Origin of the sequence: Hymenobacter properus (assembly GCF_015694735.1) — a bacterium.
Lineage (GTDB): Bacteria > Bacteroidota > Bacteroidia > Cytophagales > Hymenobacteraceae > Hymenobacter > Hymenobacter properus.
Window position 1 is genome coordinate 603,705 of sequence record NZ_JADQDP010000001.1, and the last position, 15,430, is coordinate 619,134.

Below are 15,430 nucleotides of genomic sequence, written 5' to 3' on the forward strand. Positions count from 1 at the left end.
GCGCAGCCAAGCCATGACGTTCTTTTTCCGTTTTACTTCTTTATCAAATTCAGCAGTTCATCCACAATCGTAGCCGTGGCGTTGGGCCGGGCCAGTTCGCGCACGCGAGTGCTGAGCTGTTTTTGGCGTTCGGGGTCGGCCAGCAGGCGCAGGGCTTCGTCGTAGAGGCGCGACGGGGCGTGCTCGTCGGTAATGAGCACGGCGGCACCTTTGCTTACCAGAGCGAGGGCGTTTTTGGTTTGGTGGTCTTCGGCCACATTGGGCGAGGGCACTAGAATGCTGGCCTTGCCGGTAAGGCAAAGTTCGGAGACCGATAGGGCCCCGGCGCGGCTAATGACCACATCGGCGGCGGCGTAGGCCAAATCCATGCGCTGGATGAACTCCAGCGCGTGCAGGTTGTGAGGCTGGTCGGCTTGCTGGCGGGCTTCGGGGAAATAGAGCTTGCCCGTTTGCCAGAGCAGTTGGATGCCGGCGTCGCGCAAGCGCGAAATGGCGGCGGCGGTGGCCAGGTTGAGGGTACGGGCGCCGAGGCTCCCACCTATCACCAAAATCGTTTTTTTACTGGGGTCGAGGTCAAAGAACTTGATGGCTTCGGCGCGGTCGCCGCTGGCTATTTCGGTGCGCACGGGGTTGCCGGTGAGGATGAGCTTGTCCTTCGGGAAAAACTTTTCCATGCCGTCGTAGGCCACGCAAATCTTGTTCACCCGCTTGGCCAGCAGCTTGTTCACCAGGCCCGCATAGGAGTTTTGCTCCTGAATCAGGGCTGGAATAGCGCGGGAGGTGGCTGCCAGCAGCACGGGCGCCGAGGCGTAGCCCCCCACTCCCACCACGGCATCGGGCCGGAATTCCTCAATCAGTTTACCGGCCTTGCGCACCGAGCGGAACACCCGCACCGGAAACAGCAGGTTTTTGGGCGTGAGGCGGCGCTGCAGCCCGGTAATGTCGAGGCCCACAATTTTATAGCCAGCTTCGGGCACGCGGGTCATTTCCATGCGGCCGTTAGCGCCCACAAACAGAATCTCGGCGTCGGGCAGGCGCTGGCGCAATTCGTTGGCAATGGCCACGGCCGGGAAGATGTGCCCGCCCGTGCCGCCGCCGGAGATGATGAATTTCATGTTTGGTTGTCAGTTGTTCGTTGTCGGTTGTCAGCTTTTAACGGAGCCAGAAGTAGCCGAAACTGACAACTAACAACGAATAACTGACAACCAGAACGGCTACGCATACGCCGTGCGCTGGCTGGGGATGCGGGCCGCGTCGGGGTCTTCGCCCACCATGGGGCGCACTTCGGGTTCGCCGCGGCTCACGGCCAGGATGATGCCGATGCTGATGCCGGTGAAAATGAGCGAGGTGCCGCCCATGCTCAGCAGCGGGAGCGGCAGGCCGGTAATGGGGCCCAGCCCCACGGCCACGCCCATGTTTACCAACGCTTGCATCACGAGACTAAAACTAAGCCCCGCTGATAATAGCCCGCCAAAGGCGCCGTAACTGTTCATCACCGTTTTTAGCCCTCGATAGAGAAAGGCCATGTAGAGCAGCAGCACCACGGCGCCGCCAATCAGGCCGTACTCTTCGATGATGATGGCGTAGATAAAGTCGGAATACGGGTGCGGCAGAATATTGCGCTCGGTGCTTTTGCCAGGGCCTTTGCCGGCGATGCCGCCGGTGGCAATGGCGATGTAGCTGTGTTCGAGCTGGAAGGGCGTTTTCTTGGTAGGGTCGGAGAAGTTGGTGAGGCGCGACTGCACCGTTTTCCAGCGCTGCCCGCTGGCCAGGGCCGTGCCACCCACCGTCACGCCAATGACCACCATCACCAGCATCTGCCGCAGCGGCACCCGGCCGATGAACATGAGCAGCAGGCAGGTAGCAAACAGCAGCGAAGCCGTGGAGGCGTTGGTGAGGGCGATGAGGCCGCAGATGATGCCCACCCACAGCATTACCGGAAAGAGCGTGCTCCAGAAGTCTTCCAAATGCTGCTGGCGGCGGCTAAGCATGCTGGCCAGGTGCGAAATCAGGGCCAGCTTGGCCAAGTCGGAGGGCTGGAAGGTTTGGTTGATGACCGGGATGGTCATCCAGCGCGAGGCGCCATTGGTTTCGCCGCCCAGCAGGTAGGTGAACAGCAGCAGCGGCACCGAAATGAGCAGCGCGTACAGCGCCAGGCGCGAGTAGTAGCGGTAGTCGACGCGGTGGGCCAGCCACATCAGCCCCAGCCCGGCCACAATCAGGGCCGTGTGCTTGAGCGCAATCATCTCCACGGCCGAGCCGGAGCGGCCGTGCATTTCGTTGCGGTAGGCCAGCGTGCCAGTGGCCGAATACACCACCGCGATGCTGATGAAGGAAAACAGCAACACTATGGCCCACAAAATAGGGTCGCCTTTGAGGTTGCGCTGCAGCCAGATTTTTACGGGTTCCATGGCGTTGGGGTATGAGGGAAGGAGGGTATGGGGATAGGAGGTGTTAGCAGGGTTGAAGCAGGAAACTCCTACCCTCCTACCTTCTTACCCTCGTTACCTAATTCACCGACGGCGGCGGCGAATTGCCGGCCCCGGTCTTCGTAGTTCTTGAAAAGGTCGAAGCTGGCGCAGCAGGGCGAAAGCAGCACCACGTCGCCGGGGGCGGCGAGAGCAGCGGCGCGTTGCACGGCGTCCTTCATGCTTTGGGTTTCCTCCACGTGCGGCACAATGGGGTCGAACGTGGTATGTAGCTTGGTATTATCCACGCCGAGGCAGATAAGGGCCTTCACGCGGTGTTCGGCCAGGCTGAGCAGGCTGCTGTAGTCGTTGCCCTTGTCGGTGCCGCCGGCAATCCAAATGATAGGCTCATGAATGCCGTCGAGGGCATACCAGGCAGCTTCCACGTTGGTGGCCTTGCTGTCGTTGATGTAGCGCGCACCGTTGATTTCGCCCACCAGCTGCAGGCGGTGGTCGGCATTGCGGAAGGTGGCCAGGGCGGCCTCAATCTGTTCGGCTTCGAGGCCGGCCACGCGGGCGGCGAGCACGGCGGCCAGGGTGTTCTGGCGGTTGTGCTGGCCGATGAGGGGCGAGCGGGCAATACTGATTTCCACGCCGCCGTCCTCGCTGAGGCCCGGCGCCAGGTTGGTGCAAAGCGTGTCTTCGCCGGTGTAGTAGCCGGCCAGCCAGGCATCGGGCCGGTGGTGAAGGCTGAACGGCAACTGCTGCGCGGCCATGAAAGCCGATTGGAAATATTTGCCCGTCACCTCATCGTCGGCGTTGTAGATGAAAGCGCCGCTGCTGTCGAGGTTGCGGGTGATGCGCAGCTTGGCCTGGGCGTAGTTTTCGAGCGAGTAGCCGTACCGGTCGAGGTGGTCGGGGGTGATGTTGAGCAGAATGGCCACCCAGGGCTGAAAATCTTGGGTGTCATCCAGCTGGAAGCTGCTCAGCTCCACCACATAGTAGTCGAACTTGTCTTCAATCACCTGCTCAGCCAGTGAGAAGCCCACATTGCCGGCCAGGCCCACGCGCAGGCCCGCTTCCTTCAGCAGGTGATAAGTGAGCAAGGTGGTGGTGGTTTTGCCGTTGGTACCGGTGATGCAGATGCACTTGGCGCGGGTGTAGCGCCCGGCAAACTCAATCTCGGAAATGACCGGAATCTGCTTCTCGCGCAGCGCCTGAATCACGGGCGCTTTCTCGGGGATGCCGGGGCTTTTCACCACTTCATCGGCTTGTAGAATACGGTCCAGCGTGTGCTGGTTTTCTTCGAAGGCAATGCCGGCCTGGGTGAGCTGCTGCTTATAATCGGGTTGAATGGTGCCGCGGTCCGACACGAATACCGTGTGGCCCTTGGCTTGGGCTAGCAGCGCGGCCCCCACCCCGCTTTCGGCGGCTCCGAGGATGACGATGTTCTTCTGGTCAGTCATGCTGAGCTAAGCGAAGCATCTTATCACGGTTACTTAAACTGACTGAGGCGGCGCGACCGTGATAAGGTCCTTCGCTCCGCTCAGGATGACAGGTATTTTCTAGCGCAGCTTCAGCGTAACCAAGGTAATAACGGCCAGCATGATGCCCACAATCCAGAAGCGCGACACAATTTTGGATTCGTGGTAGCCGAGTTTCTGGTAGTGGTGGTGCAGGGGCGACATGCGCAACAGGCGGCGCCCCTCACCGTACTTTTTGCGGGTGTATTTGAAGTAGCTCACCTGCACAATGACCGACAGGTTTTCAATCAGAAACACACCGCACAGTACCGGAATCAGCAATTCCTTGCGCACAATGAGGGCCAGCACTGCAATGATGCCGCCCAGCGCCAGCGAGCCCGTGTCGCCCATAAATACCTGCGCCGGGTAGCTGTTGTACCACAAGAAGCCGATGCACGCGCCCACGAATGCCGTGCAGAAAATAACCAATTCGCCCGAATCCGGGATGAACATGACGTCGAGGTAATCAGCCAGTAGCGCGTTGCCGCTCACGAAAGCGAAAATGGCCAGCGTGACGCCGATGATGGCCGAGGTGCCCGCTGCCAGCCCGTCGAGGCCGTCGGTGATGTTGGCACCGTTGCTCACCGCCGTTATCAGGAAGATGACGATGGGGATGTAGAGCAGGCCGTAGAGGCCGTTGAAGAGCGTACCGGCCGAGGCAAACAGGTCACCGTAGTTCAGCTCGTTGTTCTTCATAAATGGCACCGTGGTAATCATCAGGTGCACGTCTTTGAACACCTTGCTGGCCTCGATGGCTGAGAACGTGCCGTTGGGCAGCAGGTACTCGCGCACGGTGATTTCATTGCTATAAAACAATACCCAGCCCACCGTGATGCCGAGGCCCACTTGGCCCAGCACCTTAAAGCGCCCGCTCAGCCCCTCTTTGTTTTTACGAAACACCTTGATGTAGTCGTCCAGGAAGCCAATCAAGCCCAACCACACCGTGCTCAGTATCATGAGAATGATGTAGATATTACGCAGGCGAGCCAGCAAAATCACCGGCACCAGAATGGCCAGAATGATGATGAGGCCGCCCATGGTGGGCGTGCCTTTCTTCTCGTTTTGGCCCTGCAGGCCTAGGTCGCGGATGCTTTCGCCCACCTGCTTGCGCTGCAGCAGCTTGATGAGGCGGTGGCCAAAGGTTTGGGCGATGAGCAGGGAAATCACGACCGCCAGCCCGGCCCGGAACGTGGTGTACTGAAACACCCCGGCGCCGGGCAGGTGGAAATGTTCGTGCAGGTAACGGAAAAGGTAATAAAGCATTCGGGGGAGTCTGGTAGGCGTTCTGCGTACTATGCGCCGCCTGTCATCCTGAGCGCAGCGAAGGACCTTATCAAGTCAGAACCTCTCGTTCTGCGGTGATAAGGTCCTTCGCTGCGCTCAGGATGACAGGAGAATCAAAGACGACACAACGCTACTTATTTAATTGAGTAAAAACTTCGGTCAACACTTCCTTATCGTCAAAGTGTGACTTTACGCCGCGAATGTCCTGATAATTTTCGTGGCCTTTGCCGGCCACCAGCACAATATCATTCGGGCCGGCCAACGCCACGGCGGTTTCGATGGCGGCGCGGCGGTCGGGCACGGTCTGCACTTTGGCGGAGTCGGGCGCGGTCACGCCGGCCTGCATTTGGGCCAGGATTTCGAGCGGGTCTTCGAAGCGCGGGTTGTCTGAGGTGAGGACGACTTTGTTGGACAAGCGGGCGGCCAGGTTGGCCATGATGGGGCGCTTGGCCGCGTCGCGGTTGCCACCGCAGCCCACTACCGTGATGATGTGCTGGCTGGGCTGGCGTATTTCGTGCAGGGTTTGCAGCACGTTTTCAAGTGCGTCGGGGGTGTGGGCGTAGTCGATGATGCCCGTGATGGCCTGCTGCCCCGACAGCACCGGCTCGAAGCGGCCAGGCGCCGTAGTCAGGCCCGAGAGGATAGTGAGTACCTCAGTGGGGTCTTCGCCCAGCAACACGGCCGCGCCGTACACGGCCAGCAGGTTGTAGGCATTGAACACGCCGATGAGACGGAACAGTATTTCGCGGCCGTCGATTTCGAGATGCAGGCCGTGCACTTCGTTGGCCACCAGCTTGGCCCGGAAGGTGGCCGCCCCGCGCAGCGAGTAGGTTTCGCGGCGGGCAACGGTGTTTTGCAGCATCACCGGGCCGCGCTTGTCGTCGGCGTTGGTGAGGGCGAAAGCAGTTTTGGGCAGCGCATCGAAGAAGCCCTTTTTGGCCTTCAGGTAATTGTCAAAAGTGCCGTGGTAGTCGAGGTGGTCGTGCGTAAGATTGGTGAACACGCCGCCCGCGAAGCGCAGGCCCGTGACGCGGTGCTGCGCCACCGAGTGGCTGCTAACTTCCATGCAGGCGTGGGTGCAGCCGGCTGCCACCATGCGGGCCAGCAGCGCATTCAGCCGGATGGCGTCGGGCGTGGTGTGGGTGCTCGGGATGATTTCTTCGTCAATCTGGTTCTGCACCGTGCTCAGCAGGCCGCAGTGGTAGCCCAACTCGCGCAGCAGCTTGTGCAGCAGGGTGGCACAGGTGGTCTTGCCGTTGGTACCCGTCACCCCCACCAGCTTTAGCTGCCGCGAGGGGTGCCCGTGAAACGCGGCGGCCATGTGGCCCAGGGCTTCGGCGCTGTCCTTCACCAGCACGTAGGCCGTGGCGGGGTTTAGCACGGCCGGCAGTACTTCGCACACCACGGCGGCCAGTCCTTTTTCTACCGCGCCTTCGATAAACTTATGACCGTCGGTGGCGGTGCCGCGCAGGGCAAAAAAGGCCACGCCCGGCGCTGCCTCGCGCGAGTCGAGCGTAAGGCCGGTGATGGGCACATCGGTGGGGCCGTGCTGGCTGAGCACGGGTACATCGGTGAGCAGCGAAAAGAGCGGTAGGGAAATCATGTGGGTTGAGCCTCACCCCGGCCCCTGTCCGTGGGGAGAGGGGAGCCAGACGAATCAGGGGTGATTATAAAGTTGTTTAGGCCCGCCGCACGACGGGCTTTGGCGCGTTCTTTTTATTGTTTTTGTCCGAAGTAGTTGAGCGACCCTCTTTCGGCGAATTTGAAACCTTGGCTTTATCAGTGGTTTTCGCACCGCTAGCGGCAGATTTAGCAGTTGATGAAGCAGCCGGCTTAGCAGCCTTTGCATTCGGTTTTACACCAGCCGAGTGCTCGGCCACGGCGGTTTGCACATTGGCCTTCTCGCGGTTGGTGAACGACTTGCGCTCCTTGGCGGCAGCTTCCATCTCTGCGGGTACCAGCAGCTTGTTTTCAGCCAGGTCGGTGTGCTCAGGCTCGGGAAGTGCCTGCGGAGCAGCCAGGCGCGGGCCCGATTCCGCCAGGTTCAGGGTGATGATATCGCCGCGCTTGATGGGCGTGCCCACGGCCAGCGACTGCTCCCGCACGCGGCCCGTGCCCACGGCCCGCACGTGCAGGCCCCGGTTTTCCAGCAAGAAAAGCGCGTCGCGCAAGCTCAGCCCGCGCACCTGCGGCACGCGGCCGGTGCGCACGGGGTTCACCACCAGGGCGACAGTGCGGGCGTGGAAAGCCGTGTCGGAGGCGGCCCGCACCCATTCCTCGCCGCCGGTAGCCTGGGTGTTGCCGGCCAGGCCCAGCTTCTGGCACACCAGCGCCAGCTCGTCTTGCATGCCGGCACGCACCAGGGGCACGTGGCTCTTGTTCAGGCGGGCCTTGGCCAGCAGGGGGCGCTGGCTCAGCAGGTCGCGGGCCATGCACTTGTCGGCCACTTCGCGGAACACCGGCGCGGCCACATCGGCGCCGTAGATGCGGCCGTTGCGGGGCGAGTCGACCACCACAATGCAGCTGTATTTGGGCTTGTCGGCCGGGAAGTAGCCGCAAAAGCTGGTGGAATACGTCTTCGTGTACTGCCCGTTTTTGAACTTCCAGGCCGTACCGGTTTTGCCGGCTATGCTGTAGTCCTTGGGCCGGATGCTGCGGGCCGTGCCGGCCAGCACCACGCCTTCCATCATGGCCTTCACCTTTGCCAACGTGGCGTCGGAGCAGATTTTTTGATTCAGCACCCGGGGCTCGTTGCGCTGCAGCACCTGGTCGGCCTGCTTGATTTCGCGCACTATCATGGGCTGCATTTTCACGCCGCCGTTGGCCACGGCGTTGTAGAAGGCCAGCGTTTGCAGCGGGGCCAGCTTCAACTCGTAGCCAATGCTCATGGTGGTGAGCGAGGTGCGGCTCCAGCTGCGGTCCTTGGGGTCTTTCACGTAGGGCAGCGCCTCGCCGGCCATCTGGAAGCCCAGGGGCTTATCGAGGCCGAACTTCTTGAGGTAGTCAGTGTACTCGGTGGGGTTGGCCGAGAAGTATTTGTCCACCAGCTTGGCTACGCCGATGTTGCTCGACTTCTCGAACACCTGCTGCACCGTGATGCGGCCGTAGCCGTGCGAATCCGATTTCACGGCCCCGCCCACGTACATGCGGCCGTTGCCGGTGTCCACCATGTCGTCGAGGGTCACCTCGGGCCGGGCTTCAAACAGGGCCATCATCGAGGCCAGCTTGAACGTGGAGCCCGGCTCGGTGCGGCCCTGGTCGGCAAATGCGTAGTTGTAGTCTTCCTTATAAGTATCGTCCGACGCCTTGCCCAGATTGGCCACCGCCTTGATTTCGCCGGTAGCCACTTCCATCAGAATCACGCAGCCGTACTGGGCGTTGTTGTCGACCAACGACTTGTAGAGGGCGTTTTCGGCTACGTCCTGCAGGTTGATGTCGAGCGTGGTTTTGATGTCGTAGCCCGGCAGGGGCTTTATTTCGGTGCCGTCGAACACCGGTTTCACGCCGCCCGGTACGCGCTCAAACAGGGCCTCGCCCGGCTTGCCAGCCAGGCTCTGCTCGAAGGTGTATTCCAGGCCCGCACCGTGCTTGTCCTCGTTCACAAAGCCAATGGTGCGCTGCGCCAACCCGCCAAACGGGCGGAAGCGCTTGTCTACTTTCTCGAAAATGGCGCCGCCCCGGTTGCGCTTGGCCCGAAAAATGGGCCAGTTGGCCAACAGCTTCTTTTCCTGAAAGTTGATTTGACGCGAGTTGAGGCGGATGTAGCGCATCTTGGCGGTGCGCGCGTTTATCAAGCGCCGCTTGTACTCCTGCACGCTGCGGTCGCCGAAGAAGTGGGACAGCCGGTAAGCCAGCGAGTCCACGTTGGCCTTAAACACCTCGTCATCGACCACGCCCGGGTCCCAGGCCACCCGATAGAAAGGCAGCGAGGTCGCCATAATGCTCTCGTTGTCAGAATAGATGTTGCCGCGCGTGGCCGGCACCGCCTGGTAGCTGATGCGCCGCTCCTGCTCCAGCGCCCGCCACTTGGCGCCCTCCTGAAACTGAATTTTGGTGGCTTTCCAGAATATCGCCGACGAAAACACAGCTACCCCCAAAAAGGCCAGCCGCACTCGCGTGACGATGGATTTTTTAACGCTGCCTTTCATCGGGAATGGCTTCTAACGGCTTTCTTATCAGAGGGCTTGGCTTTGCGCGCCGCAGGCTTAGAAGCGGCGGGCTTCGCCTTGGCATTGGCCTTGCTGCCAGCAGCATTTTTTCTGGGGCTGGCAGCCGGTTTGGTAGGCTTGGTCTTGGCTTTGGGAGCCGTTGTCCGGGGGGCTACTGCCGGCCGCGCCACGGGCGTAGCCGTTGCGGCCGAGTCGCCGTCCAGGACCTGGGGCGGAGCAATGATTTCGGGGCCGCTGTCCACGCCGTTCTCCGACGCTTCGCGCCGGCGCCGGCCGGCCTGCACATCAGCCTGCTCGGCGGCGGCCGAGTCGCGGGCGGCGCGGGCGGCCAAAGTGTCGGCCGTGAGCACGGGCATCAGCTCCAGCTCCGCGGCATCGAGGTGGCCCTTGGGCACCGTGATGCGGAAGGGCGGCGAAGAGCTTTCTACCAAGCCAAAGGCGGCCACTCTGCGCGCCACCTCGCTCTGCTTGCTGGCCTCCATGTAGTCCGACTTCAACGTGGTATAGTCGGCGCGCAGGTCTTCGGTTTCCTGCTTGAGGCGCAGGATATTGCGGTTCATGCGGTTGCCATAGTGCGTGTTGCCGATGTAAACCAGCACCAGCAGCATCACAAACAATAGCTTGGGCAGGTAGCGCACCGGCAGGCCATCCCGAAACAAGCTGTCGACGCTGGTAAGCCGGTCGAGCAGCGAAAACAGGCTCCACGAGCTACGCGGCCGGGTCGGCTCGGGGGCGGGCTTGCGGGGGCGCTTTTCACGCACCGGGGCCGGCTCGGGGGCTGGCGCGGGTTCGGGCGCGGGTACCTCCACCACGGCGGCCTCGGGCAGCACTTCGGGCGCCGGCGGGGCTACCTCGCGGGGCACGTTGGCCCGGCGCGGGCTGTCGGTGGGTCTGAGCGTATTGGCGGCCATGGCTACCTCTTATTTTTTGATTGCAACCCGCAATTTAGCACTCCGCGCCCGGCTATTCAGCGCAATTTCGGCGGCATCGGCTTCCTCGGGCTTGCGGTTGAGGGCCTCAAAGGGCTTGCTTTCATTGCCAAAGAAGTCTTTTTCGACGGCTCCAAAAAATTTGCCCTTGGCGATGAAGTTTTTCACCAGCCGGTCTTCCAGCGAATGGTAGCTCATCACCACCAGACGCCCCCCCGGGCGCAGCACCTCGGCCGTTTGCAGCAGCATCTCCTGCAGGGCTTCCATCTCCTGGTTCACCTCGATGCGCAAGGCCTGAAAAACCTGCGCGAGGTACTTGTTTTCCTTCCCACGCGGCGTGCAGGCTTGAATAGCCTGCTTCAGCTCGCCAATGGTTTCGAGGCGCCGGCCCCTGCGCCCGGCGGCCACGGCCTGGGCCAGGGTGCGGGCGTTGGTCACTTCGCCGTACATGCCGAAGATGCGGTGCAGGTCGGCCTCCTTGTAATCGTTCAGCACGTCGGCCGCCGTGAGCGGGCCGTCGGGGTCCATGCGCATGTCGAGCGGGCCATCAAAACGGGTCGAAAAGCCCCGCTCAGGCGTGTCGAACTGGTGTGAACTCACGCCCAGGTCGGCCAACAGGCCATCTACCGGCAAAGCATTACGTGCCTGTAATTCAGATGTTAAATCCCGGAAGTTAGCCTTTACAAATGTAAACTGTGGCCGAATGAGCTTCTGTGCCTCTGCTTCTGCGTCGGCATCCTGGTCGAAGCTGTAGAGGTGGCCGGTAGTAAGCTTTTCGAGGATGCGGGCCGAGTGCCCTCCCCCACCGAAGGTCACGTCGACGTAGCGGCCGTCGGGGCGCAGGTCGAGCCCGGCCAGGCACTGGGCTAGCATCACGGGGCGGTGGTAGGCAATATCGTTGGCGTAGTCGCTCATGCTGCGGGGCCGCCGGGGGCGGGCGTTTCAACCGACAAAAACTTCTGGGCCAACTTACTAAAGCTTTGCTGGTCTTTAATCAGGAATTCGTCGTAGCGGGCCGGGTCCCAAATTTCACAACGGTTGCCCAGGCCCACAATAATGGCTTCTTTCTCGATGCCGGCGTAGCGCAACATGGTGCGCGGCAGCATAAATCGGCTGATGGAATCCAACTCTACTTCGGTCATGCCCCGGAAAAAGTTGCGCTGAAACTGCCGGTATTCCTCGTTGAATTCGTCCAGTGCCATCACTTTCTCGTGGATGACCTGCCATGCGGACCGGGGATAGAGCACCAGGCAGGGCTCGAAGCCGCGCACCAGCACGAGTTGGTTGCCGGATTGCTCCGGCAGGTTGCCTTTCACTTTGGCCGGCAACACAAGCCGCCCCTTGGGGTCAAGCTTGCATTCGTATTCGCCGGACAACAGATTCATAGGCTTTAGTCGCCAGGAGAAGGAGGCGATATATGCAAATGTACGGGACTGATTTTGAAATTCAACCACAATTTACCATTTCTTACCACAAAAGAAAAACAGCGAAAATGCACCCGGAAAGGCACTTTTTGCACCGATATTAAAGGCATTGAATTACCTGATTGCGGTCGGCTATATGTAATTTGACAATCTGTCAGGCTGAGAAAAAGGAAGCAAGACGCAACGCTAACGCAGCCAATGCTGGCCACGATGTTGTACCGAGCCAGCCCGATTTTCACACCGCAGTCAGCGGCCGGCCGATAGTATCTTTGCGGTAGTCATGCCGCGCTATACATTGTTCCGTCGCCTCGTCAGCCTGCTGCTGGCTGTGCTGGTGCTCACCACCTCGGTGGGCCTCACGGTGCAGCGCCTGACCTGCCGCATGAGCGGCCGCAGCACGGTGGCCCTGACGGTGGCCGGGCGGGCCGACTTGCAGGGCTGCACGGCTGACATGACGCCGGCCAAACCCACGGCCAAAGACAACTGCTGCGACTTCAGCAAGCAGCTGCATAAGCTTACCACGCCGGCCCACGAGCTAACGGCTAAAGTGCTGCTGCCCCTGCCGGGCCCGGCCCTGCTGCCTACAGCGCCGGCCTGGCCGGCGCTGGTTTCGGCCGCGCTGCCTCCTGCCAGCACGCCACGCTGGTTCGCGGCCGATTCGTCACCGCCCCCGCTGGGCGGACGCGGCTTGCTGGCGTTTGTCTGTACGCTGGTGGTTTAGGGTTTTCTGAAAATGCGCCCGGCGGCTTCGCTGCGCCGGGGCGGCAGGGCGGCGGTGGCCGCCTATTATTCAGAAAGCCTTAACTTACAGACCTTATGAAACCTATTCGCGGGATAGTCCCGCCTTTGGCCCTCGTGGCAGGCATAGCGGCCGGCCTGGTGCCGGGCGCTACCCAAGCCCAAACCATTGCCCCGGTGCGGGGCGAAGTGACCGAGGCCGGCAAGGGCACGCCCCTGCCCGGCGCCGTGCTGCGCTGGCTCTTTGATGCCGAAGACGCTAATGCCCCGGTTATCACCACTACTTCGGATGCGGGCGGGCATTTCACCTTGCCTCGGCCGGCGCGGGCAGCCTCGCGGCTGGTGGTGCAGGCCCTAGGCTACCGGGCCGATACGCTGGCGGTGCCCGCCACCGGCGCCCCCTACCTGCGGGCAGCCCTGCGCCCCGGGCAGGAATTGGGCGAGGTGACGGTGACGGACCGCGCGCCCGCCTACTCCTCGCTGACGCCGGCCCACACGCAGGTCATTTCCAGCCGCGACCTCACCAAATCGGCCTGCTGCAACCTGGCCGAGAGCTTCGAAACCAATGCCTCGGTGGAGGTGACGACGTCGGATGCGGTGTCAGGGGCCAAGCAGATTCAGCTGCTGGGCTTGGATGGCAGCTACTCGCTGCTGACCGTGGACAACCAGCCGGCCCTGCGCGGGCTGGCCGCCCCCTACCGCCTGGGCTACCTGGCCGGGCCCTGGATTGACAACATCGAAATCATCAAGGGCACGGGCTCGGTGGTGAACGGCTACGAGGCTATTTCGGGCCAAATAAACGTGAAGCTGAAGGAGCCGGAGAAAACCGACCAGCTGTTGTTCAACGCCTACGCCAACGACCTCGGCAAGTTTGACGTCAACCTGAACACCTCGGCCCGCCTAAACGCCAAGTGGAGCACCGTGCTGCTGCTGCACACCGACCACCTCGGCAACCGCGTGGACCGCAACAAGGACGGTTTCCTGGATTTGCCGCTGGCCACGCAGTTTAACGCCTTTAATAAGTGGAAGTACCTCTCGGGCAAAGGCTGGGTGAGCGAAGTGGGCCTGGGCGCGCTGCGCGAAACCCGGCAGGGTGGCCAGCTCGATTTCCGCGACACCGGCGCCGAAGCCTTCACGCAGAGCTACGGCACCACGCAGGCCACTACCCGCTACACGGGCTACGCCAAAACCTCCTACACCTGGCCCAGCCGCCCCTTCCAAAGCCTGGGTTTGCTGCTCACGGGTACCGACCACGACTTCACCTCGCGGTATTCCTACGGCTACCAGACCCTGCACACCGACCACGACCCGAGCGAGCCTTTTTACTTCGTGACAAACCCATCCTCGCGCAGCTACGACGGGCGGCAGCGCACCGGGCAGGCCACGCTGCTGTTCCAGAGCGCGCTGGGCAACACGGCGCATGTGTACCGCACGGGCCTGAGCTTTTTGTATGACAACTACGACGAGCGCCTCACCGCCGGCCGCCGCTACGTCATCGAAACGCCGGCCGACGTAGAGGCCCGCGAGCACCGCACCCGCCGCGAGCTGGTGCCTGGCGCCTTCGCCGAGTACACCTACCAGAACAGCCGCAACCTGACCGTGGTGGCCGGCCTGCGCGCCGACCGCCACAACCTCTACGGCTGGCAGGTGACGCCCAGGCTAAACCTGAAGTACGACGTACTAAAAAATACCGTGCTGCGGGCCGCCGCCGGCCGGGGCTTCCGGGTGGCCAACCCCATTGCCGACAACGCCGCCGTGCTGGCCAGCGCCCGCGAGTTCGTCATTGCCCCCAACCTGCAGCCCGAAAAAGCCTGGAACCTGGGCGGCAGCGCCACGCAGTACTTCACGGCCCTCGGTCACCCCGCCACGTTCGTGCTCGATTACTACCACACCGAGTTTCAGAACCAAGTGGTGGCCGACATGTACACGGCGCCCAGCATCATTACCCTCGACAACCTGGCGCCGGGAGCCCGCTCCTTCGCCCGCAGCCTGCAGGCCGAACTGCAGCTGGAACCATTGAAAGGCCTGCAGGTGAAAGGCGCCTACAAGTACCTCGACGTGCGCACCACCTACGACAACGTATTGCTGCCCAAGCCCCTCACCCCCGCCCACCGCGCCTTCCTGAACATGGGCTATGCCAGCGCCTTCGATAAGTGGCGCGGCGATTTCACAGTGCAATGGTTTGGGCAGCGGCCGGTGGCGCACATCACGGCTGCGCACGCCCACGGCGCGGCGCAGGAGTATAGCCCCGAAACCACGCCCCGCTACGCCTTGCTCAACGCCCAGCTCACGCGTGCTTTCAAGCGGCTGGAGCTGTATGCGGGCGTGGAAAACCTGACCAACTACCGCCAGCCCAACCCCATCGAGGGTGCTTCCAACCCGTTCGGGCCTACGTTTGACGCGGCCATGGTGTGGGGGCCCGTGTATGGCCGCCTGACTTATGCAGGCTTGCGCTACCGCATAGAGTAGGGCGGCCGGCTGAGGCTTCATCCCAAATTTTTCCGGCAGCAATTTTGTTAGACTGCCGTCACCCGCTTTTAATCTTCGATTATGAAATTCCTCCTCTCGCTTTCCCTTTCGTTTCTGTCGCTGCTCAGCATCTCGGCTCAGGCCCAGGCGCCCGCCACAACAGCGCCAGCAACTGCTCAGGCTTCGGCTAACGGCCTGGCCACGGTGAAATTCAAAACTTCCGCCGTGTGCGACATGTGCAAAGCCCGCATTGAAAAAAGCCTGGCTTATGAGAAGGGCGTGCAAAGCGCAGTGCTCGACGTGCCGACGCAGGTAGTAACCGTCACCTACAAGGCCGACAAAACCACGCCCGCTGCCCTGCGCACCGCCGTGCAAAAAACCGGCTACGACGCCGACGACCTCACCGCCGACGCCCGCGCCTACAACCGCCTGCCCGACTGCTGCAAGAAAACCAACGCCGTGCACTAGGCCACGGATAGGCTCGGG

Annotated in this window: 12 protein-coding genes; 3 read left to right on the top strand and 9 right to left on the bottom strand. The window is 61.9% G+C overall.

Annotation, left to right across the window (positions count from 1 at the left end; all coding sequences use genetic code 11):
- Positions 1-32 precede the first annotated feature (32 nt).
- The 9 genes from murG to mraZ all read right to left on the bottom strand — a co-directional run bounded on the left by murG (position 33) and on the right by mraZ (position 11,698).
- A complete protein-coding gene (gene murG, locus I2I01_RS02660) occupies positions 33-1,115 on the bottom strand; it encodes an undecaprenyldiphospho-muramoylpentapeptide beta-N-acetylglucosaminyltransferase (protein ID WP_196284865.1) in 1,083 nt (360 codons plus the stop codon).
- 99 nt (positions 1,116-1,214) lie between these two features.
- A complete protein-coding gene (locus I2I01_RS02665) occupies positions 1,215-2,411 on the bottom strand; it encodes an FtsW/RodA/SpoVE family cell cycle protein (protein ID WP_196284866.1) in 1,197 nt (398 codons plus the stop codon).
- A gap of 68 nt (positions 2,412-2,479) precedes the next feature.
- Positions 2,480-3,874, bottom strand: a complete 1,395-nt coding sequence (murD, locus tag I2I01_RS02670; RefSeq protein WP_196284867.1) for a UDP-N-acetylmuramoyl-L-alanine--D-glutamate ligase — start codon at positions 3,872-3,874, stop codon at positions 2,480-2,482.
- A gap of 99 nt (positions 3,875-3,973) precedes the next feature.
- The gene (gene mraY / locus I2I01_RS02675) at positions 3,974-5,194 is read right to left on the bottom strand and encodes a phospho-N-acetylmuramoyl-pentapeptide-transferase (RefSeq protein ID WP_196284868.1); all 1,221 of its coding nucleotides are present in this window, start codon (positions 5,192-5,194) and stop codon (positions 3,974-3,976) included.
- A gap of 151 nt (positions 5,195-5,345) precedes the next feature.
- Positions 5,346-6,818 (bottom strand): UDP-N-acetylmuramoyl-L-alanyl-D-glutamate--2,6-diaminopimelate ligase, encoded by a 1,473-nt coding sequence (locus I2I01_RS02680; protein ID WP_196284869.1) that lies wholly within the window; start codon positions 6,816-6,818, stop codon positions 5,346-5,348.
- 76 nt (positions 6,819-6,894) lie between these two features.
- Positions 6,895-9,363 (bottom strand): penicillin-binding protein, encoded by a 2,469-nt coding sequence (locus I2I01_RS02685; protein ID WP_196284870.1) that lies wholly within the window; start codon positions 9,361-9,363, stop codon positions 6,895-6,897.
- On the bottom strand, positions 9,360-10,295 hold the full coding sequence (locus I2I01_RS02690) for an FtsL-like putative cell division protein (RefSeq protein ID WP_196284871.1): 936 nt from the start codon (positions 10,293-10,295) through the stop codon (positions 9,360-9,362). The genes I2I01_RS02685 and I2I01_RS02690 overlap by 4 nt, the downstream gene beginning before the upstream one ends.
- Before the next feature lie 9 nt (positions 10,296-10,304).
- On the bottom strand, positions 10,305-11,228 hold the full coding sequence (gene rsmH / locus I2I01_RS02695; protein ID WP_196284872.1) for a 16S rRNA (cytosine(1402)-N(4))-methyltransferase RsmH: 924 nt from the start codon (positions 11,226-11,228) through the stop codon (positions 10,305-10,307).
- Entirely contained in the window at positions 11,225-11,698 is a 474-nt protein-coding gene (mraZ, locus tag I2I01_RS02700) for a division/cell wall cluster transcriptional repressor MraZ (RefSeq protein ID WP_196284873.1), read from the bottom strand. Before mraZ ends, rsmH begins: the two co-directional genes overlap by 4 nt.
- 319 nt (positions 11,699-12,017) lie before the next feature.
- Between mraZ and I2I01_RS02705 the strand changes: the two genes are divergently transcribed.
- The 3 genes from I2I01_RS02705 (at position 12,018) to I2I01_RS02715 (ending at position 15,412) form a co-directional block, all read left to right on the top strand.
- A complete protein-coding gene (locus I2I01_RS02705) occupies positions 12,018-12,458 on the top strand; it encodes a hypothetical protein (protein WP_196284874.1) in 441 nt (146 codons plus the stop codon).
- A gap of 95 nt (positions 12,459-12,553) precedes the next feature.
- Positions 12,554-14,944 (top strand): TonB-dependent receptor, encoded by a 2,391-nt coding sequence (locus tag I2I01_RS02710; RefSeq protein ID WP_196284875.1) that lies wholly within the window; start codon positions 12,554-12,556, stop codon positions 14,942-14,944.
- Between the two features lie 81 nt (positions 14,945-15,025).
- Positions 15,026-15,412, top strand: a complete 387-nt coding sequence (locus I2I01_RS02715) for a heavy-metal-associated domain-containing protein (protein ID WP_196284876.1) — start codon at positions 15,026-15,028, stop codon at positions 15,410-15,412.
- The last annotated feature ends 18 nt before the right edge of the window (positions 15,413-15,430 follow it).